The following is a 24,306-nucleotide window of genomic DNA, read 5'->3' on the forward strand; positions in this document are numbered from 1 at the left end:
AATTGCGCTTTCCGGCCGGCTGACCGGTTTCTTTCAGCCTGAAAGCGCGCGAAAGCGCGCCCTTTTTTTGTGCCCAGTTTCCGGGAGCCGATCCTTCCGCATGCCCAAACGCACCGACATCAAGACCGTGATGATCATCGGCGCCGGTCCGATCGTGATCGGACAGGCCTGTGAATTCGATTACTCGGGCACACAGGCCTGCAAGGCGCTCAAGGAAGAAGGCTACCGCGTCGTCCTGGTGAACTCGAACCCGGCGACGATCATGACCGATCCCGATCTCGCCGACGCCACCTATATCGAGCCGATCACCCCCGAACTCGTCGCCAAGATCATCGAAAAGGAACGCAATGTCGTTCCCGGCGGCTTCGCGCTGCTGCCGACCATGGGCGGCCAGACCGCGCTGAACTGCGCGCTGAGCCTGCGCAAGATGGGCACGCTCGAAAAGTTCGACGTGCAGATGATCGGCGCCACCGCCGACGCCATCGACAAGGCCGAGGACCGCGAGCTGTTCCGCGAGGCCATGACCAAGATCGGCCTGCCGACGCCGCGCTCGCATCACGTCAAGACATTGATCCAGGCGCTCGAGGCGCTGGAGGATATCGGCCTGCCGGCCATTATCCGTCCGTCCTTCACGCTCGGCGGCACCGGCGGCGGCATCGCCTACAACAAGGCCGAGTTCATTGAAATCGTCGAAGGCGGCATCGACGCCTCGCCGACCTCCGAGGTGCTGATCGAAGAGTCAGTGCTCGGCTGGAAAGAGTTCGAGATGGAAGTTGTCCGCGACAAGAAGGACAACTGCATCATCATCTGCTCGATCGAGAACATCGATCCGATGGGCGTACATACCGGCGACTCGATGACGGTGGCGCCGGCGCTGACGCTCACCGACAAAGAATACCAGATCATGCGCGACGCCTCGATCGCGGTGCTGCGCGAGATCGGCGTCGAGACCGGCGGCTCGAACGTGCAGTTCGCCGTCAATCCGGAAGACGGCCGCCTCGTCGTCATCGAGATGAATCCGCGCGTGTCGCGCTCGTCGGCGCTGGCATCAAAAGCGACCGGCTTCCCGATTGCCAAGGTCGCGGCCAAGCTCGCGATCGGCTACACGCTCGATGAGATCGCCAACGACATTACCGGCGGTGCCACGCCGGCCTCGTTCGAACCGACGATCGACTACGTCGTCACCAAGATTCCCCGTTTTGCCTTCGAGAAATTCCCCGGCGCCTCGAACGTTCTGACCACGTCGATGAAATCGGTCGGCGAAGCCATGGCCATCGGCCGCACGTTCCAGGAGAGCTTGCAGAAGGCGCTGCGCTCGCTGGAGACCGGCCTCACCGGTCTCGATGAAATCTGGATCGACGGTTACGACCACGACAAGGGCCTCGACGACGCCGACAACAAGGCGGCCATCCGCGCCGCGCTCGGCACGCCGACGCCGGACCGCCTCCTCAAAGTGGCGCAGGCCATGCGCCTCGGGGCCTCGGACGATCTGATCTACACGGCCTGCCGCATCGACCCGTGGTTCCTGCGCGAATTGCGCGGCATCGTCGAAGCGGAGGCCGAAGTCGTCGCCAAGGGCCTGCCGCCCACCGCGGGAGCGTTCCGCCGTCTCAAGGCGATGGGCTTCTCGGACAAGCGTCTCGGCAAGCTCACCGGCAAGAGCGACGATGACGTCGCCGCCGCGCGCCGCAAGCTCGACGTCCATCCGGTCTACAAGCGCATCGACACCTGCGCGGCCGAATTCGCCTCGCCCACAGCCTACATGTATTCGACCTACGAGACCGCCTTCGCCGGCCAGATGGCCAACGAGGCGCGCCCCTCGGACAAGAAGAAGGTCGTCATTCTCGGCGGCGGCCCGAACCGCATCGGCCAGGGCATCGAGTTCGATTACTGCTGCTGTCACGCCTGCTTCGCGCTCAAGGATGCCGGCTACGAGACCATCATGGTCAACTGCAATCCGGAGACGGTGTCGACCGACTACGACACGTCGGACCGGCTCTATTTCGAGCCACTGACGCCGGAAGACGTGCTCGAGATCATCGACACCGAGCGCTCGAAAGGCACGCTGCATGGCGTGATCGTGCAGTTCGGAGGCCAGACGCCGCTCAAGCTCGCCAGCGCACTGGAGAAGGCGAATGTGCCGATCCTCGGCACCTCGCCCGACGCCATCGATCTCGCCGAAGACCGTGATCGCTTCAAGAAGCTCATCGACAAGCTGAAGATCCGCCAGCCGGCCAATGGCATCGCCACCTCGCCGGGCGCGGTGCGCGAGGTTGCCGACAAGATCGGCTATCCGGTCGTGATCCGCCCGTCGAACGTGCTCGGCGGCCGCGGCATGGAAATCGTCCGCGACGGCGCGCACGCCGATCGCTACGTCCAGCGTCTCGCAGCCACGCTCGACAAGCCGTCGGAACTGATCGTGTCGGCGAAAAGCCCGCTTCTGATCGACAGCTACCTGACCGACGCCACCGAAGTCGATGTCGATTGTCTCGCCGACGGCAAGGACACCTTCATCGCCGGAATCATGGAGCACATCGAGGAGGCCGGCATTCACTCAGGCGACTCGGCCTGCGCGCTGCCGCCGCACTCGCTGTCGAAAGAGACCATCGCCGAACTCGAGCGGCAAACGCGCGAACTCGCGCTGGCGCTCAATGTCGGCGGTCTGATGAACGTGCAGTACGCCATCAAGGATGGCGACATCTACGTGCTGGAAGTGAACCCGCGGGCCTCGCGCACGGTGCCGTTCGTCGCCAAGGTGATCGGCCTGCCGGTCGCCAAGATCGCCTCGCGCATCATGGCGGGCGAGAGTCTGGCCAGCTTCAAGCTCAAGCAGGCGACCTTCCGGCACAAGGCCGTCAAGGAATCGGTATTCCCCTTCGCCCGCTTCCCCGGCGTCGACACAGTGCTCGGGCCGGAAATGAAATCGACCGGCGAAGTGATGGGTCTCGATATGACTTTCGAGACCGCCTTCGCCAAGAGCCAGATCGGCGGCGGCACCAATTTGCCCCGCTCGGGCACGGTGTTCGTGTCGGTGCGCGACGAAGACAAGCCGCGCATCCTGCCCTCGATCAAGCTTCTGACGTCGCTCGGCTTCAAGTGCATCGCCACATCGGGCACCCTGCGTTATCTGGCCGAGAACGGCGTCGAGGCCACCAAGATCAACAAGGTGCTGGAAGGCCGGCCGCATATCGTCGATGCGATCAAGAACGGCGGCGTCCAGCTCGTCTTCAACACCACCGAGGGTGCCGCGGCGCTGGCCGACAGCCGCTCCCTGCGCCACGCCGCCCTCTTGCATAAAGTGCCGTACTACACCACTCTTTCGGGAGCCGTCGCGGCGGCGCAAGGCATAAAAGCCTATCTCGGGGGCGACCTCGAGGTCCGCGCGCTGCAAAGCTATTTCACCGGGCGGGCCTGACCGGCCCCCCGGATGACGGCGAGTGTGAGGCCGGGCAGAACAAGAGACGGTCGCGGGCGACAAAGCTCGCCGCGGCTGGGCAAGGTTTTGACCGGTTAGAAAGTTCGCAGGACTCCGGAACGGATTTGCCGTGTCCGGAGTCCAATTACGATTGGCCTGTCCCTGCCGGGACGGCCTTACGGATGGAAAGGCTTGGCGGCGCGCGTCAGTCCAATGACGCCAGCAGCGGCCAGGAGGAGAAGAGAAGATGGATAAGATTCCGATGACCGCCGCGGGCTACACCGTGCTGGAGGAGGAACTCAAGCACCGCCAGTCGGTCGAGCGCCCGCGCATCATTCAGCAGATCACCGAGGCGCGCTCGCACGGCGACCTGTCGGAGAACGCCGAGTATCACGCCGCCAAGGAACAGCAGTCGCTCAACGAGGGCGCCATCGCCGAGCTTGAGGACAAGCTGGCGCGCGCCGATGTCATCGACGTGTCGAAACTGTCGGGCGACACGATTACCTTCGGCGCGACCGTGACTTTGATCGACGAGGATACCGAGGAGAAGAAGGTGTGGCAGATCGTCGGCGAGCCCGAAGCCAATGCCAAGGCCGGCAAGATCTCGGTTACCTCGCCGCTCGCCAAAGCGCTGATCGGCAAGTCCAAGGGCGCCACGGTCGAGGTCAACGCGCCTGGCGGCGCCAAAGGCTACGAGATCAAGAAGGTGGAGTGGAAGTAACCGCTTCGCGCGCGCTGCGATCCGATAAAAATGGCCGGGCATTGCCCGGCCATTTCATTTGTGATGTGCGGGGCGCGTTGGCGAAGGCCTAGAACTCTTCCTCGCGTTTGAACGCGACGGCGAGATTGCCCTGCATTTGCGCCACCGGACCGCCGCGCGTCTTGGCCTGGGCCTCGGACTGCTTCGCCGCCACGGGTTTTGGCTGCACGGTTTTCGGTTTTGCGCGGCCCGCCACCGTATCCATCGCGTGCTCCGCCGTGCGCGGCCGGAAGTAGGCGATGCGTTCGTCGGCCGCGATCGCCCTCGCCTGCTGCTCCAGCGTCTTGGCCGTCGCCGCGTTTTCTTCCACCAGCGCCGAGTTCTGCTGGGTCACCTCGTCCATCTGAGTCAGCGCCCGATTGATTTCCTCGATGCCGATGGCCTGCTCGTTGCTGGCATTGGCGATCTCGGAGACGATCACGGCGACGCTCTTGATCGAGTCCAGAATTTCGGTGAGCGAACCGCCGGCGAGCTTGACCAGTTCGACGCCGTCTTTGACCTGATCGCTCGAATTGTTGATCAGGTCCTTGATGTCCTTGGCCGCCTGCGACGAGCGCTGGGCGAGGCTGCGCACCTCGGTGGCCACCACGGCGAAGCCGCGACCGGCCTCGCCGGCGCGCGCCGCTTCCACCGCGGCATTGAGCGCCAGGAGATTGGTCTGCCGCGCGATCTCGTCGATGACGCCGATGATGTCGGCGATCTTCCGCGAGGATTCTTCGATCTTGGCCATGGCCTCGACCGTCTTGGCGGCGACCTCGCCGCCGCGATCGGCGACGGCACAGGCCGTACCCGCCAGATCGCTGGCCTGCTTGGCGTTCTCGGCGTTCTTCCTGACCGTCGCGGTCATCTCTTCCATCGACGCCGAGGTCTGTTCCAGACTGGCGGCCTGCTCCTCGGTACGCTGCGACAGGTCGGTGGTGCTGGTCGAAATCTCCGCCGATGCGCTGCTGATCTCGCTCGTCGCCGCTTTGATGGTGTTGATGGTGTCGCCGAAGCGTTCGACGATCAGGTTCGCCGCTTCCGAGATCTGGCCGAGTTCGTCGGCGCGCTTCGTATCCGGAAGCACGACATCGAAATTGCCGTTCGACATCTCGCGCATCGCTTCGCGCAGCTGCGCCGTCCGTTTGACGATATCGCGGATGAAGTAAGTCGATATGCCGACCACGAGCAGCAGGATGACAAGCCCCGTAATGCCGCCGACTATCAAGGCGCGATTGCGCTCGGCCCTGAGATCGTCGTTGTAGACGCCGGTGCCGACGATCCAGCCCCACGGTTCGAACAGTGCGACGTAGGATATCTTCTCGACCGGCTGCGTGTGGCCGGGCTTTGGCCACATATATTCGACGAAGCCTGAACCGTGCGCCTTGGCAACCTTGACGAACTCCATGAAGAGCGCGAGCCCGTTCGGGTCCTTGTTATTGGTGAGATCCTTGCCGTCGAGTTCCTTCACGATCGGATGCATCAGCATCTTCGGATGCAGATCGTTGACCCAGAAATAGTTGTTGCCGGCGTAGCGTATCTTCGAGATCAGTTCGAGCGCCCGCTTCTGGGCATCGGCCTCGCTGATCTTGCCGGCTTTGGCGAGCGCATGCTCGCTTGCCACCAGCGACATCACCGAATCGGTCAGCCCCTTGAGTTCCTGCTGCCGCCGCGCCTGGGTGGTGTCGGTCATCATGTTGATCAGGACGGCCAGGATGACGACCAGGCCAACCGCGGACAGGACGACCACGCTGTAGAGCCGCGCACGAATGTCGAATCTGGGCATGAATTTTCCCGATAAAATGAATTGCGGGGTGACGACGGCGGAGCCGTACGCATTCCAACGCAGGAAACGCCTGCGCTTATTCCAATAGAGGTGCTGCGACCCCAAATCCGGGCCGGCATCAGATTCGTCAAAATCTACGGTTGTTTATTGAATAAATTGTTTATTTACGCAAAACGGAGAAACGGCAAACCAGATTGCCAAAGCTGCCGGCACTTTGCCGTCCGGCATAATATCAATTGCGGCGTGCGACAGCGTGATTCGTCCTGTTTCTAATTCGGCGCGTCCGCTTCACATCGGCACCATCGCCGCGTCCTTGGACTGCCGCAGCGTCAGCGAGGTCTTGACGTTGCGCACATTGGGGCCGGCGGTGAGCTTTTCGACGAAGGCCTGGAAGGTCTTGAGGTCCGGCGCCACGCATTTGAGGACGAAGTCGATCTCGCCGGACAGCATCCAGCACTCGCGCACCAAAGGCTGCGCGCGCACGAAGGCCTCGAAGGCCGACAAGTCGCTCTCGGCCTGACTCGACAGGTGCACGAAGGCGAAGACCACCACCTCGTAGCCGAGCATCTTCTCGTCGAGCAGCGCCCGATAGCCCTTGATGTACCCGGCCTCTTCCAGCGCCCGCACCCGGCGAAGGCAGGGCGGTGCCGAGATACCGACGCGGCGCGCCAACTCGACGTTGGTCATGCGGCCGTCGTCCTGCAGCTCCTTCAGAATCTTGCGGTCAATGGCATCGAGGGTGGCTGGCACGGGGCTCTCCTGGCGGGACGGCGGTCGATCCGGCGGAATATCCATATAGAGAAATATTCTTTCGCGAAAGATTGTTGCGCTGTCTATTCACGGTCATGCGAGGCTGTGCACCGTCCGGGTTGCGTATCTTGCATAGCTCCTAGAAAGCCATAGATTGAGCCGGGCCAGAAAGCTCTCCCCAGAGGGCCAATCCATATCGCCGGGGCCCCCTAATTCTCGACCGCCTCAGGGGGCGAAATACAAAATGTCCAAGACGATCCATTCCAAAGTCGTGATCATCGGCTCGGGGCCGGCCGGCTACACCGCCGCGATCTATGCCTCCCGCGCCATGCTGCAGCCGACTCTCATCCAGGGCATCCAGCCCGGCGGCCAGCTCACCATCACCACCGATGTCGAGAACTACCCAGGCTTCGCCGACGTCATTCAGGGCCCCTGGCTCATGGAGCAGATGCAGGCCCAGGCCCAGCATGTCGGCACCAATATCGTCTATGATCACGTCAGCAAGGTCGAACTCGGGGCGCGGCCGTTCCGGCTGACCTGCGATTCGGGCGACATCTATCTTGCCGACGCGCTGATCGTGGCGACCGGTGCCCAGGCGCGCTGGCTCGACCTGCCCTCGGAACAGAAGTTCAAAGGCTACGGCGTTTCCGCCTGCGCCACCTGCGATGGCTTCTTCTACAAGAACAAAGAAGTCTTCGTGATCGGCGGCGGCAACACCGCGGTCGAGGAAGCGCTGTTCCTCACCAACTTCGCCTCGAAGGTCACGGTCGTGCATCGCCGCGACCACTTCCGCGCCGAACGCATCCTGCAGGACCGGCTGTTCAAGCATCCCAAGATCGAGGTGGTGTGGGACACCGTGCTGCACGACGTGATGGGCGACGAAAACCCGCTCAAGGTACGTCGCATCGCGCTGAAGAACCTCAAGACCGGCGGCGTCACCGAGCACGCGGCCGACGGTGTCTTCATCGCCATCGGCCATCAGCCGGCGTCCGAACTGTTCGCCGGTCAGCTCGAAATGAAGCCCTCGGGCTATATCGTCACGGCGGGACACTCGACCGCGACATCGGTGCCGGGCGTGTTCGCCGCCGGCGACGTCACCGATGACATCTATCGGCAGGCGGTAACTGCGGCGGGCCAGGGTTGCATGGCCGCGCTCGAGACCGAGCGCTTCCTTGCCGCCCACGACACTCAACAGGCGGCCGCCGAATGATAATGCCTCATAATCCGAATAACTCGATGGACTGGGACAAGCTGAAGGTGTTTCACGCCGCAGCCGAAGCCGGGTCCTTCACCCATGCCGGCGAGCGTCTCGGCCTCTCGCAGTCGGCGGTGTCGCGCCAGGTCTCGGCGTTGGAAACCGATCTCAACGTCTCGCTGTTTCATCGTCACGCCCGCGGCCTGATCCTCACGGAACAGGGCGATATGCTCTACCGCACGGCGCATGAAGTGTTCATGAAGCTGGAAGCGGCGCGCACCAAGCTCACCGATTCGCGCGAGCGGCCGAACGGCGAACTCAAGGTGTCCACCTCGGCCGGCATCGGCATTCATTGGCTGACGCCGCGCCTCGGCGAATTCCTCGATCTCTATCCCGACATCCAGATCACGCTGATCACCACCGACGAAGAGCTCGACCTTGCCATGCGCGAGGCCGACGTCGCCATTCGCCTGCGTCAGCCGACCCAGCCAGACCTCATTCAACGCAAGCTGTTCTCGGTGCACTTCCACGCTTATGCATCGCCGGATTATCTCAAGCGCTTCGGCACGCCGCGCACCTATGAAGAGCTGGACCAGCATCGCGTCCTGCTGCTCGGCGGCAACGTGCCCGCGCATTTCGCCAATCGCCGCTGGCTGGTCGAAGTCGGGCGCGAAGCCAAGCACCCGCGCGTTCCGCATCTGACCATCAACAATGTGCTCGGTCTGTTGCGCGCCTGCCAGCGCGGTCTCGGCGTCGCGATGCTCCCGGACTATCTCGTCGAAGAAAACGGCGGACTGGTGCAGTTGTTCGGCGAACAGGACACGCTCGCGCTCGACGCCTACTTCGTTTATCCCGAAGAACTCAAATCGGTTGCGCGCATTCAGGTCTTCCGCGACTTCCTCGTCGCCAATGCGCAGCGTTGGAATTTCTAGGCCGCGGGGCGTTTGAGGACTTTCATCGCGGGCCGCGCAGGAGGCCAGCCATGAACCGCAACGCTATCGGACTGGCGCTTTTGTCGGCGGCTCTGTTTGGCGCCTCCACGCCGGCCGCCAAGGCGTTGCTCGGAGCGGTCGATCCAGCCCTCCTCGCGGGCCTTTTCTACTGTGGCGCAGGCATTGGCATTGCCATCCTGCGACGAGCGCTTCGCTTTAGAATCCCCGCCTCGGCCGCACGGGAAGCGCCACTGTTGCGCGGCGACATCCCGTGGCTCGCAGGAGCGATCATCTGCGGCGGAATCCTCGGCCCGCTTTTGTTGATGTTCGGCCTTGCCCGAACGGACGCATCGACGGCATCGCTCCTGCTCACGCTGGAAGGCGTGGCAACCGCCCTCCTCGCGTGGTTCGCGTTTCACGAAAACTTCGACCGGAGGATCGCGCTCGGCATGGCGTGTCTGATCGCCGGCGCGATCGTGCTGTCGTGGTCAGGCGCACCGACGCTGTCGGGTCTTGCGGGCATGGCCGCGATCGTCGCCGCCTGTATCGCATGGGGTTTCGACAACAATCTGACGCGCAAAATCTCGCTGGCCGACCCGTTGCAGATCGTCGAGATCAAGGGATTGGTGGCCGGCCCCGTCAATCTGGCATTGGCGATGCTTTCAGGCAGCCGCATGCCATCGCTCGACATCGCGCTGATCGCCGGAATTGTCGGCTTCGTCGGATATGGCGCAAGCCTGGCGCTCTATGTCCTGGCGCTGCGTCATCTCGGCACGGCGCGAACCGGCGCCTATTTCGCGACGGCTCCGTTCATCGGCGCCGTCGCAGCATTGGTATTTCTAGCGGAGCCCGTAAGCCTGCAACTTGTCGCTGCCGGATTACTGATGGCATTCGGGGTCTATCTGCATCTCACCGAACGCCATGAACACACGCATGTGCATGAAGACATGACACATAGCCACACACATGTTCACGACGAACATCACCAACATGAGCACGAACCGGGCGATCCGCCCAGTGAACCTCACACTCATGTTCATCATCATGCGCGCTTGAGCCATACGCACCCGCATGTGCCGGACATGCATCACACTCACCAGCACTGAAGATACGCCGGTCGTTTTGCGTGGTGTCTCGCATTGCGAAACACGGCGCGGCCTGCGCGCATTTTTCGCAGGCCATCGCATGCATGGCTGACATTCGCGCAGCGGCATTGCTGACAGCGCATCCGCCGAGCATAGTTTGGGCGCTGCGGGACGGATGAATATCCTCCCAGAGTCGCCGATACCGCAGCAAGTTCCCCTCTGAGGTTTGCCGGCCCCCACGCCGGCATCTCCAACCGGGCCCCGTTTTCGGGGCCCGGTTTTTTTTCGCGAGCGAAGCCCTGCGACAAACGCGGCCTGCGACCTTTCGCGCTCGGCGACGCAAGAGAGATTTTCGGCATCCTGCGTTCCTGTGACCGGCGTCACAGCCGCGTCCGGTCATAGCCGGTTAACTGCGGCTGTAGTCAGCGGTGTCCAGATGAGGAACCCATGTCTGCTCACGCCGTTGTGACCACAGTCGGACGAAGTGCGATAGCCGCCGGTAAGAGCGCACCGGTGTAAAATAGTCACAGTTTTGTTCGGAATGCCGGCGCCGCGTTTGAAAAGGCGCAACCGTTGGCGATCTATCATTTAACATGAACTGGCCTTACAAGGGGCCATCCTGACAGTCCTGGGAGATTCTGCGGTGAAGATTGTTGCCATTGACCGTCTGCTGGCGTCGTCCGCCCTCGGGCTGGTACTGATGCTGGGCCCACAGGCGGGATACGCCCAATCGCTGGAAGAGCAACTTAACGCCGCCGTACCCCAGTCCGAGCCGATTGCGCCGCCGACCCTGAAGGATCTGGTACCGCAAGAGGCGCCGATCCAGGCCGCCCGGGCTGCGGCACCCGCACCGGTCGCCATCCCGGCGCCGGCCACAGTGCCTGCGACGACCACCGTCCAGGCGACAGCCGACAGCGCGACCGCCAATGCCGCCGTCACCGACAAGCTGCGCGAGATGGTCACCGGCAAGGCGCTCGACCGCATCGTCAGCCGCCGCCCCGAGCGCACCGGCGTCGAAGCCTTCTACAAGGCCCGCGACTACGCTCCGCTCTGGGTCAATAACGGCGCCGTCACCGAGCGCGCCAAGGGCGCTATCACCACGCTGTCGAAAGCCGGCGAAGTGGGGCTCGATGCCGCCGACTATCCGACGCCGGACTTCGCCGCCGCCAAGAGCGCCGACGAACTGGCCGACGCCGAACTCAAGCTGACCTCGGCTGTTTTGAACTATGCCCGCCAGGCGCAGATTGGCCGCATTCACTTCTCCCGCGTCGCCGCGGATATCGAGTTCAACCAGACAGCGCCCGATCCGGCGTCGGTTCTCGATAATCTGGCGAAGGCGAGCAACGCCGCTGACGCGCTCGAGAGCTACAACCCGCCGCATCCGCAGTTCAAGGCTCTGCGCGCCAAGCTCGCCGATCTGCGCGCCGGCAAGCCGGTCGTCGAATCCAAGACCGAAGACGCCAAGCCCGCGCCGGCGATCCAGATCGCTTCGGGCCCGATCATGCGCCCCGGCATGAAGGACAAGCGCGTCGCCGATCTGCGCAAGCGTCTCGACATTCCGGGCGACAAGAACAACACGCTTTATGACAACGCGGTCGTCGAGGCGGTGAAGACCTTCCAGACGACGGCGGATCTCGACACCGACGGCAATGTCGGGCCGTCGACGTTGCGTGCGCTGAACGGCAACAAGCCGGAGCCGAAGACGATCAACCGCGCCTCCAACGATCCGATCGACACCATCATCGTGAATATGGAGCGCTGGCGCTGGCTGGCGCGCGATCTTGGCAATCCGCATGTCATCGTCAACGTGCCGGACTATCGCCTGACCTTGTGGAACAACGGCAAGGTCTACTGGACCACCAAGATTGTCGCCGGCAAGCCGGGCAGCCACGCCACGCCGATGATTTCGGCGGAAATGAAGTTCATCACGGTGAACCCGACCTGGAACGTGCCGCCGTCGATCATCGAGAAGGAATACCTGCCGGCCCTGCAGGAAGATCCGGGCGCGCTCGACCGCATCGGCCTCAAAGTCGAGCAGGCCGCCGACGGTACCGTGCGCATCTATCAGCCGCCGGGTGCCGCCAACGCGCTCGGCCGCATCCGTTTCAACTTCCCGAACAAGTTCCTTGTCTACCAGCACGACACGCCGGACAAGAACCTCTTCAAGCATGAGAAGCGCGCCTACAGCCACGGCTGCATGCGTGTCGAGAACCCGCTGATGTATGGCGAGAAGCTGCTGTCGCTGGCGCTGCCGGAGCAGAAGTACACCGCGGCCAAGCTCGAGAGCATGTTCGGCGGCTCGGAAATCAACATCAACTTCCCGAACCACCTCTGGGTGCACCTGACCTATCAGACCGCGTTCGTCGACGATGAAGGCAAGCTGCAGTTCCGCGAGGACGTCTACGGCCGCGACGCGCGCATGATCGCGATCCTCAAGGGCAGCGACCGCAAGGTCGCCGACATCGCGGTAGCGCGTCCGCCGAACACCTCGTCGAAACCGGTTCGTATGCCGGTCGGCGCGCTGGGCGGTGGCGGCGGATACAGCGGCCCGAACTTCTTCGAGGCCCTGTTCGGCGGCTTCGGCCGGCCCGAGCCGGTCTACCGCCCGCGCGGCGACGTCGGCGGCCCGCGCTACGGCCGCGACGGACGGATCGTCGTCCGCTAACGGAAGATCGAATTTCAAAGATAAAAACGCCGGCGAGACATCGCCGGCGTTTTTTTTATTGCGGGCCCGGTGAAGCGGCCCGCTCGCGCGGTGACAAAAGATAGATGCCGAGCGCGACAGCCAGCACCACGCCGAAGGCCGTGAACAACCGGCCATAGATCAAGTCGGGCGCGACGGAGGCGATTTCAGACGCTTTCACGTAACGTCCCGACAGCCATTGCCCAAGACCGGCGCCGCCGAAAAACAGAAGGTTCATCATCGTCACGCCCTGGCCGAGCACATGGGTCGGCAGAAAGGCGCGGGCATGAGCCAGCAGGATCGCGAAGCTCGCGCCGAACCCGGCGACGACAAACAGAAGCACGAGGGCGAATGTGCCCGAATAAACGCCGAACAGGCCGAGCGCGAGCCATGCCACCACCGTCACCGCGGCGCCGCTGACCACGGTGACTTTGGCATCGCCGAGATAACGGTTGATCGGCGCGTAGAAAATCCCGCCGAGCGCCAGCGCGAGGCCCATCGCCGTCGCGGCAAGACCGACGGAATAAGGACCGAAGTGGTGAACCTGCGCCAGATAGGGAGCTATCCACAGCCCGCGCACCGCCGCCACCACCGCGTAACTGACGAACATCAGCGGTGCGATCGGCCAGAGCGCGCGGATGGCGACGATCTCCCGTGTCGCGGCCAGGGGCGAAACCTTGCCGCCGGGCGCCGTCACGCGCGGTGGATCGCGCAGCACGATGACGATCAGCAGAAGGCTGACGACAGTGATGCAGGCCATGCCGAAGATGGTCGGGCGCCAGCCGAACAGACTGACGGCCAGCGTCAGCGGGGCGCCGCTGACCGGATCGCCGAGCGTGCCCAGGCCGAACAGCAGCGACGACAAAGTCGCAAACCGATGGGACGGATAGACGCGGCCGATGACATAGAAGCCGGCCATCATCACCGGCGAGAAGCCGGCGCCGAGCAGCGCCATCGCCGTCAGCGCGTGCCACGGCTGGGTCGAGACGCTGAGCAGGACGCCGCCGGCGACCGCGGCGGCGAGGCTCAGAATAAGGATCCGGCGCGGGCCGAACCGGTCCAACGTCAGCGCGACCGGCACCTGGGTGAAGGCGAAGGCCAGCAGGAACGTGGCCTGCAGGCTCGCCAGCCCGGCGGAATCGAGGCCTACATCCCGCGACAGCTCGCCCGCCACCACCGCCAGAAAGGGCCGATAGAAATTGCCCAAGAAATAGGGAAACAGCAGCGTGAGGAACACCGGAGCAGACTTCCTTTTTCAGGGCAGACTGTCTGATCGGTCTCCGCAGGGTGGTACAGGCGGGTGGACTTGAACCACCGACCTCCGGTTCCACAGACCGGCGCTCTAACCAACTGAGCTACGCCTGCAAAGTGATGATGTGACGACCGGGCGGGTACCGCTTGGGCCTCACAGGCTGCGGGACCCTCAAAAGGCCCTGCGCGCGGCGCGAACCTAAGAGCCGCATCCGCCTTTGGCAAGCGGTTTGGGCGACCGCGCCGGCGTTGAATTGCCCGACCGGAAGCGATGGCAGAGCCGCTACGGGTGCAAAAGAAAGGCCTGGGGCATGCCCCAGGCCTTTAAAACTTCGAATTCGCGTTCGTACGGACCGATCAGGCGGCCTTGCTGAACTTGGCGAAGCTTTCCTTGATCGGCTCGGCGGTCTCGGTCGCGACCTTCTGGGCGTGCTCGGACAGCTCCTTGGCCTGGGCGTTGAGCGCGTCGAAGCGGTTGCGCCAGTAGGCCGTGGTGAGGGCGATGACGTCCGAGTAGGACTTGGCGCCCATCAGCTCGGCCATCAGGTCATAGGCGGCGTTTGAGTTGGCGCGCGCCGTCTCGATCAGCTTGGCGCCATAATCGGCGCAGCCCTTCGAGGCGATCGAATAGGTCGTCTCGAGCGTTTCGGTCGCCTTCTCGGCGTTGGCCTTCATCTTGTCGTAGCCTTCCTTCGCCTGGGCGATGCCCTTCTCGGCGAATTCGCGGAAGGCCGGCGGCACTTCGACATTCGGCATTTCGAACTTCGACATATCGAACTTCGGCATCTGGAACATCGCGTCGGTGTTGAACGCGACGACTTTCGGGGTGTTCGTTTCGTCGGACATGGTCGTCATCCTTTGGCGAGGACGTTTTTCCGGCGACGCTGGGCGGCCGTCCTCTGGCTCGATGCGGCCCGCGCCTCACATGCACCCGCGCGCACAACGGCGGCGGAAACCAATGAACGAAAGTATAAACCAAATCGAGTGCATTGCAACAAAAATATTGCGATGCAACATAAAGCCGCGGCAGTCCGCCGCGGCTCGCCTAAGCCACTGCAATCATTTCAGTATTTTCCCACGAGCCGCAGGTCGTGGGGTCCGCCGGCGTTGAACGCGCCTATTTCGGCGCCATCTTGCTGGCGTGCTCCGACAGGGCCTTGGCCTGCTCCGAGAGTGCTGCAATCTGTGCCTTGATGTAGTCGACCTGCAGCTCGGTCACTTCCTTGGGGTCCTTGGCCCGCAGCAAACGCTGGGCGAAATCGAACGAGGTCGTGAGGTTGCGCTCGGCAAAGGTCATGGCGAGCTGACCGGCCTCGCGGACGCTGGTCTGCAGGGACTTGGCCTGAGTCTCCGCCGTGCCGACCGCATGTTTGCTGGCGGCGATGAAACTGTCGAAGGCCTGCTTGGCCTGCTCGACGCTCTTTTCCGCGAATTCGCGCATCTCAGCGGGGATTTCGAACTTTGGATCCTGCGCCATAGTAGCTCCTTCCGAAATTGCCGAACCAAACCCGGTCGGCCTTTTTATAACCCACCCGTTCGAGCGGATGTATGACGGCCCGCCCCGGCTCCGAAGCCGTCAAATGTGCGGGTTAACGTTACCGCCCTATGACCGGGGGCGATAGGGCCCCAATCGTGGACGACCGATGGCCGCAGGCCTATTAATGCTTTGTTAGCCGTAACAGTTGCGGCTTGGTGCGGCGCGCGATGAGCGGGACAAACGACCAACACCTCTGGCTCGACGACCCTCGTCTGGCCGATTACGCCCTCGCTCCCGTGCCGGTGTGGCTGTGGCGGGAGGATGGTACCGCCGTGCTCTGGGCCAACGCCCCAGCTGCCGCGATCTTCGATGCGTCATCGGCGACCGAACTCGCGCAGCGGCGTTTCGACCCTGGTCACCCTGCGGCAACGCAGATCAAACGCCTTGCCGGCACGCTGCCAGGCGGCGGCACCAAGCGCCTCGAACGGCTGCGCGGCTTCGGCGCGCCGTTGGGCAGCGCGCTCACCTGTTTCTGCGCGCGCGTCACGCTGCCCGATCATGCGGCCGCGATTCTCGTCGTTTCGACCGAACGCGTGGCGCGGGACCTGAGCCTGCCGGAACGCGCGCATCGCCTCATCGCCAATGTCGAGCGCCCCGCCGCGGTGTTCTCGGCGGACGGTGAATTGATCAGCGCCAATCCGCCGGCGCGTCAGCGCCTCGGCGACAAGCGCGACATCGCCGTGCTCGGCCTCGACAAACTCGCGCGCGAGGCCAGCCGCAACGGCCGCGCCGAAGGCGACTTCGCGCTCGGCTATGGAGTCATGCGCAAACTCGGCGCCGGACAGACCGTCGCGATGCTGCTGCAGTTCACCGAGCCCAAGCCTGTGCACGAGCTCAAGCCTGTGCAGCAGCAACCATTGCCATACGACGTCGTGGCCATGACGCCGACGAAATTGAAGCCGGCACCCGACACGCCGCGGCCCCAAGCCTATCGTTTCGTCTGGCAGATGGATGCGGCGACGCATTTCACGCAAGGCATGGAGAACTTCGCGCGCCTGCTCGGGCCGGAAACGGCCTCGGTGCTGCTGCGCGCCTGGCCCGAAATTGCGCAGGCCCTGAACATCGACACCGACGGCCGCGTCGCGCGCGCCCTGGCGGCACGCGAGACCTGGAGCGGCATCGTCGTCGACTGGCCGATGGACGGCTCGAACGAGCGCGTCGCCATCGAGATGTCCGGCCTGCCGACCTTCGACCGCGACCGCCGCTTCACCGGCTTCCGCGGCTTCGGCATCTGCCGCGCCGGCTTGCGCGATATAGAAACCATCGCTGCCGTCCCGCCACCGAAGCCGGTCGAACCGGCTCCGGCCAAGGTCATCGCCTTCCGTCCGGCGACGCCCGAGCCACAACCGCCCGCCCCACCGATTGCCCCGGTGGCGGAGCCGGAGCCCACGACGGACAAACCTTCGCTCACGCCGAATGAGCACAGCAATTTCGAGGAACTGGCGCGCGAGCTCAATGCGCGACTCAAAGGTGGCGGGGCCAAATCTCCGCTGCCCGAAGATGACGCACCCGACTTCGGCTCCGAACCGCTCGTCGTGCCGCAGCCGGAGCCTCCGGCGCAGCGCATGTCGGCGAGCGATGACAGCCGCGCCATTCTCGAGCGGCTGCCGCTCGGCATTCTGGTTTATCGGCTCAACAACCTGCTCTACGCCAACCGTGCCTTCCTCGACTGGACCGGTTACGACAACCTCGCCACGCTCAACGAAGCCGGCGGCCTCGACAGCCTGTTCATCGAACCGGCGAGCGGCGACACCAATGGCAATGGCGGCAAATCGCTCAACATCGCCACCGTCAACGGCCAGCAGAAGCCCGTGAAAGGCCGCCTGTTCAGCGTGCCGTGGGGTCAGGAGCCGGCGCTGGTGCTGATGATCCAGACCGGCGCTGGCGAAGCAGAGAACAAGCCGAACGAAGCGTCGCTACGCCGTCTCGAGTCGGAAGCCAACGAATTGCGCGCCGTGCTCGATACCGCCACCGACGGCGTACTGCTGCTCGATCGCGCCGGACGCGTGCTCGCCGCGAACCGGAGCGCGCAGGCGCTGTTCGGCTACGACGCCGCCGACTTCACCGAACTCTCCATCGACGACCTGTTCGCGCCGGAAAGCCGCCGCACGATGGTCGACTATCTCGATCGCGTGTCCGGCGATCGCGGCACGCTACCCGACGCGGGGCGCGAAGCCATCGGCCGCTTCAAGCGCGGCGGGCTGGTGCCGCTCTATGTCACCATGGGTCGCATCGAGGATGGCGACAAATACTGCGCGGTACTGCGCGACCTCACCGCCTGGAAGCGCACCGAGGAAGACCTTATCAATGCGCGGCGCGAGGCCGAGCGTGCCTCGACCGCCAAATCGGAATTCCTCGCCAAGATCAGCCACGAGATCCGCACACCGCTCAGCGCCATTCTTGGCTTCTCCGAAGTCATGATGGACGAGCGCTTTGGGACCATCGGCAACGAGCGCTACAAGGAGTACCTCAAGGACATCCACTCCGCCGGTGGCCACGTCATTTCGCTGCTCAACGATCTGCTCGATCTGTCGAAGATCGAGGCCGGCAAGCTCGATCTGACTTTCGTCAGCGTCAACCTCAACGACATCGTGCAGGAATGCGTGGCGATGTTGCAGCAGGAGGCCAACCGCCAGAGGGTCATCATCCGCACCTCGCTGGCGCCGAACCTGCCGCCGATCGTGGCGGATGCGCGCTCGGTGCGTCAGATCGCGCTCAACATCCTGTCGAACTCGATCAAGTTCACCGGCGCCGGCGGCCAGGTGATCGTCTCGACGACGGTCAATGACGATAATGAAGCGAGCCTGCGCATCCGCGACACCGGCACCGGCATGAGCGAGCAGGAACTGCAGATGGCGCTCGAGCCGTTCCGCCAGATCGCCACCACCTCGCGCTGGGGCGCAAGCGGCACCGGCCTCGGCCTGCCCATCACCAAGGCGCTGGCGGAGGCCAATCACGCCCGCTTCCGCATCACCAGCCGGCCGGAAGATGGAACTCTGGTCGAAGTCGCCTTCCCCGCGACCCGCGTGCTGGCGGAATAAAAATCGCCTGATAAGCTTGCCTTTCGGTCCGCCGCCTCGAGGCGTCGGGGAAAGGTGTCCATGAGTCGCCTGTTCCGTTGCGCGCTGCTTCTTGTCGCCGCGTTCGCGATTTCAAACCTCGCATTCCCGGCGCGCGCCGCCGAGAAAGTCGATCTGCTGCTGGTGCTGGCGGCCGACGTGTCGCGCAGCGTGACCGGCGACAAGTTCAAGCTGCAGCGCGACGGTTACGCCGCGGCGATTGCCAATCCGAAAGTGCTCGAGGCGATCAAAGGCGGCCGCAACGGCCGCATCGCCGTGATGTTCATCGAGTGGTCCGGCGCCGGCAACCAGAAGGTCGTGATCGGCTGGAGCGTGATTGACGGTCCGCAGGCGGCGCATGCCTTCGGCACCCGTCTGCTCGAAGAGCCGCGTGCCTTCGCCGACCGCACCTCGATCAGCGGCGGCATCGACCTTGCCATGGCCGAACTCGCCAAGGCGCCGTATTTCTCGGAGCGGCAAACCATCGACGTGTCCGGCGACGGCACCAACAATTCCGGCCGCGATGTCCGCCTGGCGCGCGATGAAGCGGTCGAGAAAGGCATCGTCATCAACGGCCTTGCCATTCTCAGCGATCAGCCCATGCCGTGGAATCCCGAACACACCCATCCGCCCGGAGGCTTGGCCAAGTATTACCGCGACAATGTCACCGGCGGACCGGGCAGCTTCGTGATGGAAGCCGGGGACTTCGAGTCCTTCGGCGACGCCGTGCTGAAAAAGATGATTGCCGAAATCGCCGACGCCTCGCAGCCCGGCAAGGACGCGCCGTTTGTACGATGACCCGCCGAGGTATGGCGGGGCCTGCCCATGGCAGATTGTCGCAACATCGAAGCACTGTTTGAAATCATTCTAACCAGAGCCGTTCCTCCTTCGCCGGCAAGTCCTTCCCGCTGACACATAGGACTTTGCTACCCTGTAATAGTTCTAAAGTATTGTTTTTTAAGAAGAACTTGTTGACCGCCGCGCTGCCGGACCGCCACATACAGCAACGAGACCCGCCGCCAATCATGCGCCGCCGGGGTCCTTCGGGAGGTCTTGATCAATGCTCAAGCGAATTCACGCTGCTTCGCTCGCCGCCGCCTTTGTCGCCGGCGCCATTTCGCCCGCGCTCGCGCAGGGTGAGGTCAATGTTTACAGCTATCGCGAAACCAAGCTGATCCAGCCGCTGTTCGACGCCTTCACCAAGGACACCGGCATCAAGGTCAACGTCATTTCGGCGAGCTCCGGACTCGAGCAGCGCATCAAGACCGAGGGCGAGAACAGTCCCGCCGACGTGCTGCTGACCGTCGATATCGGCCGCCTCGAGGAAGCCGTGAAGGCCGGCATCAGCCAGGCCATCGTTTCCGCCGAACTCGACAAGGTGGTGCCGCCGCAGTTCCGCGACCCGGAAGGACACTGGTACGCCATCTCGATGCGTGCCCGTGTCGTCTACGCCTCGAAAGAGCGCGTGCAGCAGAACTCGCTCACTTACGAAGAACTTGCCGACCCGAAATGGAAGGGCAAGATTTGCATCCGCTCCGGCCAGCACATGTACAACAACGTACTGATCGCGGCCTATATCGCGCATCACGGCGAAGCCAAGGCCGAGGAATGGCTCAAGGGCGTGAAGGCCAATCTGGCGCAGAAGCCGTCGGGTGGCGATCGCGAAACCGCGCGCGACGTGGCCGCCGGCAAATGCGATCTGGGCATCGGCAACACCTATTACTACGGCCTGATGCAGGCGAACCCGCAGCAGAAGCCGTGGGCAGACGCCACCAAGGTGATCCTGCCGACCTTCGCGGGCGGCGGCACCCACGTGAACGTGTCCGGTGTCGTCCTCGCCAAGCACGCGCCGCACAAGGCGGAGGCGCTGAAGCTGATCGAGTGGCTCGCCGGCGAGAAGGCCCAGCACATGTATGCCGACGTCAACTACGAGTACCCGCTGCGGCCCGGTATCGCCATCAACCCGGCGATCGCGGCCTTCGGCACCTTGAAGGCGGACCCGCTGCCGCTGTCCAAGATCGCCAATGAAAGGAAGGCAGCGGCGGCATTAGTTGATAAGGTGGGCTTCGATAACTGATCCGGTTTCGAGGTCCTCGACCATTATGCGTTCCGATACCGGCGGCCCCGCCCTGCGCGGGGCCGTTGGCCGTTTACCGGCTGACCGAATTGCGAGCCTGACCATCGCGCTCGCCGCCGCCGCGCTGATCGCGCTGCCGCTGGCGAGCCTGATGCGTTTGGCCGTGACCGGCGACGCCGAGTTGTGGCCGCATCTGGCCGCCTACGTGCTGCCGCACGCCATCGTGCAGACCGCGCTGCTGCTGATCGGCGTCGCCGCCGTCACGGCGCTGACCGGCATCGCGCCGGCCTTTCTCGTCGCCGGTTTCGAGTTTCCCGGACGCAAGGTGCTGGAATGGCTGCTGCCGCTGCCGCTCGCCATCCCGACCTATATCGCCGCTTATGTCTATGCCGACATCCTCGACGCCGCCGGCCCGGTGCAGAGCGCGCTGCGCGCCGTCTTCGGTTTCAGGACGGGCGCCGATTACTGGTTTCCGCCGGTGCGCTCATTGGGCGGCGCCATCCTGATCATCGGGCTGGTCGTCTATCCGTATGTCTATCTCACCGCCCGCGCGCTGTTCAAAACCCAGAGCGCGAGCTTTGCCGAAGCCGCCCATACGATGGGCGCGACCTTGTGGCAGACCTTCCGCTACATCTCACTGCCGCTGGCGCGGCCGGCGATCGCGGTCGGGCTGGCGCTCGCTCTGCTCGAGGCGCTCAACGACATCGGCGCCGCCGAATATCTCGGCGTGCAGACGCTGACCTTGTCGATCTTCACCACCTGGCTCAATCGCGGCAGCCTGGGCGGCGCGGCGCAGATCGCGCTGGCCCTGCTCGCGGTGGTGACGCTGCTGATCGCGCTCGAGCGCACGGCGCGGCGCCGGCAGTCGATCGAAGGCGACGCGCAGGACGGCACGGTGACGCGGCGTCTGCCGCTGACCGGCCGCGCAGGTGTGCTCGCGGCGATCGCCTGCGCGATCCCGGTCGCATTCGGCTTCGTCATTCCCGGCGGCTATCTGTTACGCGAGGCGATCCGGCGCGGGCTCATTGCCGGCATCGAGCCGTCGCTGCTGACCGCCTTGGCGACCACGGTGGCGCTGGCGGCGGCCGCGACCGCCGTGGTGCTCGCGGTTGGCATCGCCGCGGCCATCCCGCTGCGGCTGGTGCCGGTCAAGGCGGCGCTGTCCCTCCTTGCGGTCGCCAGCATGGGCTATGCGGTGCCGGGAACCGTGCTGGCGCTCGGCCTGCTCTCGCCGCTGGTTGCCGGCGACGAGATCCTCAACGGGCTGAGCAGGTGGCTCACCGGCGTCCCGCTCGGCCTGGTGCTGGCCGGCTCCAGCGCGGCGCTGATCCTCGCCTACACCGCCCGGTTTGCGTCGATTTCGATCGGCGTCGTGCAAGCGGGCCTGGCGCAAATGCCGCGCGAGTTCGACGAAAGCGCGCGGCTCGACGGCGCCGGCATTGGCGCGCTGCTGCGCCATATCCACCTGCCGCTGCTGACGCCGGCTCTGACCGGCGCGGCGCTGCTGGTGTTCGTCGATTGCCTCAAGGAACTGCCGATGACGCTGCTGATGCGGCCGCTCAATGTCGAGACGCTGGCGACCTCGATCTATCAGTTCGCGACCCGCGGCAGTTTCGAGGACGGCGCGCTGGCGGCCCTGCTGATCGTGCTCGCGGGCATCCCCCCGGTCATCCTGCTGATGCGGGCCCCGGACGCGCGAGAGGCCCGGCGTTAACGCCGATCGCGGATTCCCGGGGACCGGGGGCGGCCGGCGAACCGGCGGCCTTGAAAGCGTCACATGGGCCACTCAGGTTGGCGTCAATCGAGCCAATGGTATATTCCCTGGCCTCCACCGGGGCCAACCGGCTCGACCCACTCGGAATAACCCATTTTGACGGCATTCGCTGGCATTCGACGCTTGGGATTCGTGCTGCTTGCCGTCGGCGCGGTGACAGCCGGCGTGCTGACGACCGCTGGCTACCTGATATCGCCCGACACCGTCCGCGGCGAGGTTCTGGGCCGTATCCGCGCCGCCACCGGCCTCGACCCGCAATCGAGCGGCAAGGTCAGCGTCAGCCTGTTCCCGAAGGGCAGCGTCAGCTTCTCGGACGTGGTGCTGGGCGACCCCAAGCGGCCCGCACTGACGGCCGAACGGCTAACCGCGCGGCTGCGCTTCTTCCCGCTGCTCGTCGGCAAGGTCGAAATCTCCGACGTCTCGCTGGAGAAGCCGACCATTGCCATCGACCTCGAGCGCGACGGCGGCTCGAACTGGTCGGCTCTGATCGAGGCCCTGGCGCAGGCCCAGAAGCCGCGCGCCGGTCACGGCGTCGCCGGCTTCTCGGAAATGCGCATCGACGACGGTACCGTGATGCTGCGCAAGGACGGCGGCCGTAGCGTCGAAACACTTTATGCGGTCGACTTGTCGCTGGCCTGGCCGTCGATCGCCAAGAGCTTCGTCGCCACCGGCCACTTCGTCTGGCATGGCGAAAAAGTCGATGCCAGTGTGACATTGGCCGATTTCGGCGCAGCGCTCGCCGGCAACCGCAGTGGCGTCAAACTGCGCCTCTCCGGCGCGCCGCTCAAGGCCGCCTTCGAAGGCGCTTTCAGTACCAAGCCGACGGTCAAGGTTGAAGGCACGCTCGCCGCCGACGCGGTGTCGCTGCGCCGCGCCATGACCTGGGCCGGTCACGAACCGCTGCCCGGCGGCGGCTTTGGCCGCTTCGCCATCAAGGCACAGACCTCGGTGGTCGGGGATTCGATCAGCCTGTCCGGCGTCAATGTCGAACTCGATGGCAACAGCGCCGAAGGCGTGCTCGCCTTCTCCAGCGAAGGCCGCCAGACGCTGCAGGGCACGCTCGCGTCCGACACGCTCGACCTGACACCTTACATTTCCACCATCCGTCTTTCGACCGCGAACCAGCGCGCCTGGAATAACGCGCGGTTGACGCCCGACGGCCTCAACGGCCTCGACTTCGATCTGCGGCTCTCGGCCGCGAACGTCATCATGGGCGGCGCCAAGTTCGGCCGCACTGCGATCGGCGCCAATCTGCGCTCCGGCAAGCTGTCGGTCTCGATCGGCGAGTCGCTGGCCTATGGCGGCGTCATCAAGGGTTCGGTGGCGCTAAGCCATACCCTCACCGGTGTCGATTTCAGATCGCAACTGCAGTTCGCCGACGTCGATCTCGAAGCCTGTCTCGGTCAGCTCTTCGGTCTGAAGCGTCTCGAAGGCAAAGGCACGATGTCGATGGCGCTCGAAGGGGCCGGCGAGAGCATTCTCGCCATGACGCAAACGCTTTCCGGCACGGCGACTTTGACCGGCCGCGAGGGCGCTATTGCCGGGCTCAATGTCGAGCAACTGCTCAAGCGTCTGGAACGGCGACCCTTGTCCGGCGGCGGCGAATTCCGCACCGGCCGCACGCCTTTCGACAAGATCGATGTGTCACTGCGCGTCGCGCAGGGCACGGTGGACGTGCAGGATATGAAGGTCGAAAGCGCCGCGGTGCGCCTCGTGCTCGCCGGCACGGCGTCGATTCCCGACCGCGAACTCGATCTCAAAGGCACCGCCGCGCTTGTGGTGGCGAGCCGCGCCGGCGCGCCACCATTCGGCCTGCCCTTCGTGGTGCAAGGTTCGTGGGACGATCCGATCATGCTGCCGGATGCCGAGGCGCTTATCCGCCGCTCGGGCGCGGCCGCGCCGCTGCTCAATGCCGTGCGCGAGCGCAACGCTCGCGACGCCGTGCGCTCGGCCCTCGAGCGACTGACCGGCGGCGGGGCCCAGCCCGCAGCCGAAACCGTGCCCGCAGAGCCGAAGCCCTGAC

The 24,306-nt window shown here is 64.5% G+C and carries 16 protein-coding genes and 1 tRNA gene; 11 read left to right on the forward strand and 6 right to left on the reverse strand.

What is annotated here, in order from left to right; translation table 11 throughout:
- The first annotated feature begins 100 nt into the window (after positions 1–100).
- Both carB and greA read left to right on the forward strand, forming a co-directional pair.
- On the forward strand, positions 101–3,415 hold the full coding sequence (carB, locus tag E8Q40_RS19230; RefSeq protein WP_137046049.1) for a carbamoyl-phosphate synthase large subunit: 3,315 nt from the start codon (positions 101–103) through the stop codon (positions 3,413–3,415).
- Positions 3,416–3,662: 247 nt separating this feature from the next.
- A complete protein-coding gene (gene greA, locus E8Q40_RS19235; RefSeq protein ID WP_137046050.1) occupies positions 3,663–4,136 on the forward strand; it encodes a transcription elongation factor GreA in 474 nt (157 codons plus the stop codon).
- Between the two features lie 88 nt (positions 4,137–4,224).
- Here the strand turns inward: greA and E8Q40_RS19240 are convergent, their stop codons facing one another.
- A complete protein-coding gene (locus tag E8Q40_RS19240) occupies positions 4,225–5,940 on the reverse strand; it encodes a methyl-accepting chemotaxis protein (protein WP_137046051.1) in 1,716 nt (571 codons plus the stop codon).
- Between the two features lie 288 nt (positions 5,941–6,228).
- Positions 6,229–6,735, reverse strand: coding sequence for an Lrp/AsnC family transcriptional regulator (locus E8Q40_RS19245; protein WP_370455209.1), 507 nt, complete (start codon positions 6,733–6,735; stop codon positions 6,229–6,231).
- A gap of 199 nt (positions 6,736–6,934) precedes the next feature.
- Between E8Q40_RS19245 and trxB the strand changes: the two genes are divergently transcribed.
- The 4 genes from trxB (at position 6,935) to E8Q40_RS19265 (ending at position 12,567) form a co-directional block, all read left to right on the forward strand.
- Positions 6,935–7,900: a thioredoxin-disulfide reductase gene (gene trxB, locus E8Q40_RS19250; protein ID WP_137046053.1), complete on the forward strand. Its 966-nt coding sequence runs from the start codon at positions 6,935–6,937 to the stop codon at positions 7,898–7,900.
- 26 nt (positions 7,901–7,926) lie between these two features.
- Entirely contained in the window at positions 7,927–8,817 is an 891-nt protein-coding gene (locus E8Q40_RS19255) for a LysR family transcriptional regulator (RefSeq protein ID WP_137046054.1), read from the forward strand.
- Positions 8,818–8,867: 50 nt separating this feature from the next.
- Positions 8,868–9,923, forward strand: a complete 1,056-nt coding sequence (locus E8Q40_RS19260) for a DMT family transporter (RefSeq protein WP_137046055.1) — start codon at positions 8,868–8,870, stop codon at positions 9,921–9,923.
- Positions 9,924–10,545: 622 nt separating this feature from the next.
- Entirely contained in the window at positions 10,546–12,567 is a 2,022-nt protein-coding gene (locus tag E8Q40_RS19265) for a murein L,D-transpeptidase (protein ID WP_137046056.1), read from the forward strand.
- A 55-nt stretch (positions 12,568–12,622) separates the two neighbouring features.
- Here E8Q40_RS19265 and E8Q40_RS19270 read toward each other — a convergent pair whose 3' ends face one another.
- The 4 genes from E8Q40_RS19270 to E8Q40_RS19285 form a co-directional block, all read right to left on the reverse strand.
- Positions 12,623–13,822 carry an MFS transporter gene (locus tag E8Q40_RS19270; protein WP_137046057.1) on the reverse strand — a complete coding sequence of 400 codons (1,200 nt, stop codon included), beginning with the start codon at positions 13,820–13,822 and terminating at the stop codon, positions 12,623–12,625.
- Between the two features lie 51 nt (positions 13,823–13,873).
- Positions 13,874–13,950 (reverse strand) — tRNA-His (locus E8Q40_RS19275).
- 243 nt (positions 13,951–14,193) lie between these two features.
- Positions 14,194–14,682 (reverse strand): phasin, encoded by a 489-nt coding sequence (locus tag E8Q40_RS19280; RefSeq protein ID WP_246662924.1) that lies wholly within the window; start codon positions 14,680–14,682, stop codon positions 14,194–14,196.
- Between the two features lie 271 nt (positions 14,683–14,953).
- Positions 14,954–15,313 carry a phasin family protein gene (locus tag E8Q40_RS19285; protein ID WP_137046059.1) on the reverse strand — a complete coding sequence of 120 codons (360 nt, stop codon included), beginning with the start codon at positions 15,311–15,313 and terminating at the stop codon, positions 14,954–14,956.
- Between the two features lie 227 nt (positions 15,314–15,540).
- Here E8Q40_RS19285 and E8Q40_RS19290 point away from each other — a divergent pair, with 227 nt between their 5' ends.
- The 5 genes from E8Q40_RS19290 to E8Q40_RS19310 all read left to right on the forward strand — a co-directional run bounded on the left by E8Q40_RS19290 (position 15,541) and on the right by E8Q40_RS19310 (position 24,305).
- Entirely contained in the window at positions 15,541–18,414 is a 2,874-nt protein-coding gene (locus E8Q40_RS19290) for a PAS domain-containing protein (protein WP_137046060.1), read from the forward strand.
- Positions 18,415–18,474: 60 nt separating this feature from the next.
- Positions 18,475–19,230 carry a DUF1194 domain-containing protein gene (locus E8Q40_RS19295; protein WP_137046061.1) on the forward strand — a complete coding sequence of 252 codons (756 nt, stop codon included), beginning with the start codon at positions 18,475–18,477 and terminating at the stop codon, positions 19,228–19,230.
- 262 nt (positions 19,231–19,492) lie between these two features.
- Positions 19,493–20,509 carry a Fe(3+) ABC transporter substrate-binding protein gene (locus E8Q40_RS19300; protein WP_137046062.1) on the forward strand — a complete coding sequence of 339 codons (1,017 nt, stop codon included), beginning with the start codon at positions 19,493–19,495 and terminating at the stop codon, positions 20,507–20,509.
- A 25-nt stretch (positions 20,510–20,534) separates the two neighbouring features.
- Positions 20,535–22,223, forward strand: a complete 1,689-nt coding sequence (locus E8Q40_RS19305; RefSeq protein ID WP_137046063.1) for an iron ABC transporter permease — start codon at positions 20,535–20,537, stop codon at positions 22,221–22,223.
- A gap of 156 nt (positions 22,224–22,379) precedes the next feature.
- Positions 22,380–24,305 carry an AsmA family protein gene (locus E8Q40_RS19310; protein WP_246662925.1) on the forward strand — a complete coding sequence of 642 codons (1,926 nt, stop codon included), beginning with the start codon at positions 22,380–22,382 and terminating at the stop codon, positions 24,303–24,305.
- The last annotated feature ends 1 nt before the right edge of the window (position 24,306 follow it).

The organism is Pseudolabrys sp. FHR47, from assembly GCF_005153485.1.
Taxonomy (GTDB): domain Bacteria; phylum Pseudomonadota; class Alphaproteobacteria; order Rhizobiales; family Xanthobacteraceae; genus Pseudolabrys.

What these genes read in the sequence shown, in the direction of transcription:
- carB (WP_137046049.1), top strand. Translation starts at nt 101, where the DNA reads ATGCCCAAACGCACCGACATCAAGACCGTGATGATCATCGGCGCCGGT.
- greA (WP_137046050.1), top strand. Translation starts at nt 3,663, where the DNA reads ATGGATAAGATTCCGATGACCGCCGCGGGCTACACCGTGCTGGAGGAG.
- E8Q40_RS19240 (WP_137046051.1), bottom strand. Translation starts at nt 5,940, where the DNA reads ATGCCCAGATTCGACATTCGTGCGCGGCTCTACAGCGTGGTCGTCCTG.
- E8Q40_RS19245 (WP_370455209.1), bottom strand. Translation starts at nt 6,735, where the DNA reads ATGGATATTCCGCCGGATCGACCGCCGTCCCGCCAGGAGAGCCCCGTG.
- trxB (WP_137046053.1), top strand. Translation starts at nt 6,935, where the DNA reads ATGTCCAAGACGATCCATTCCAAAGTCGTGATCATCGGCTCGGGGCCG.
- E8Q40_RS19255 (WP_137046054.1), top strand. Translation starts at nt 7,927, where the DNA reads ATGGACTGGGACAAGCTGAAGGTGTTTCACGCCGCAGCCGAAGCCGGG.
- E8Q40_RS19260 (WP_137046055.1), top strand. Translation starts at nt 8,868, where the DNA reads ATGAACCGCAACGCTATCGGACTGGCGCTTTTGTCGGCGGCTCTGTTT.
- E8Q40_RS19280 (WP_246662924.1), bottom strand. Translation starts at nt 14,682, where the DNA reads ATGTCCGACGAAACGAACACCCCGAAAGTCGTCGCGTTCAACACCGAC.
- E8Q40_RS19285 (WP_137046059.1), bottom strand. Translation starts at nt 15,313, where the DNA reads ATGGCGCAGGATCCAAAGTTCGAAATCCCCGCTGAGATGCGCGAATTC.
- E8Q40_RS19290 (WP_137046060.1), top strand. Translation starts at nt 15,541, where the DNA reads ATGAGCGGGACAAACGACCAACACCTCTGGCTCGACGACCCTCGTCTG.
- E8Q40_RS19295 (WP_137046061.1), top strand. Translation starts at nt 18,475, where the DNA reads ATGAGTCGCCTGTTCCGTTGCGCGCTGCTTCTTGTCGCCGCGTTCGCG.
- E8Q40_RS19300 (WP_137046062.1), top strand. Translation starts at nt 19,493, where the DNA reads ATGCTCAAGCGAATTCACGCTGCTTCGCTCGCCGCCGCCTTTGTCGCC.
- E8Q40_RS19305 (WP_137046063.1), top strand. Translation starts at nt 20,535, where the DNA reads ATGCGTTCCGATACCGGCGGCCCCGCCCTGCGCGGGGCCGTTGGCCGT.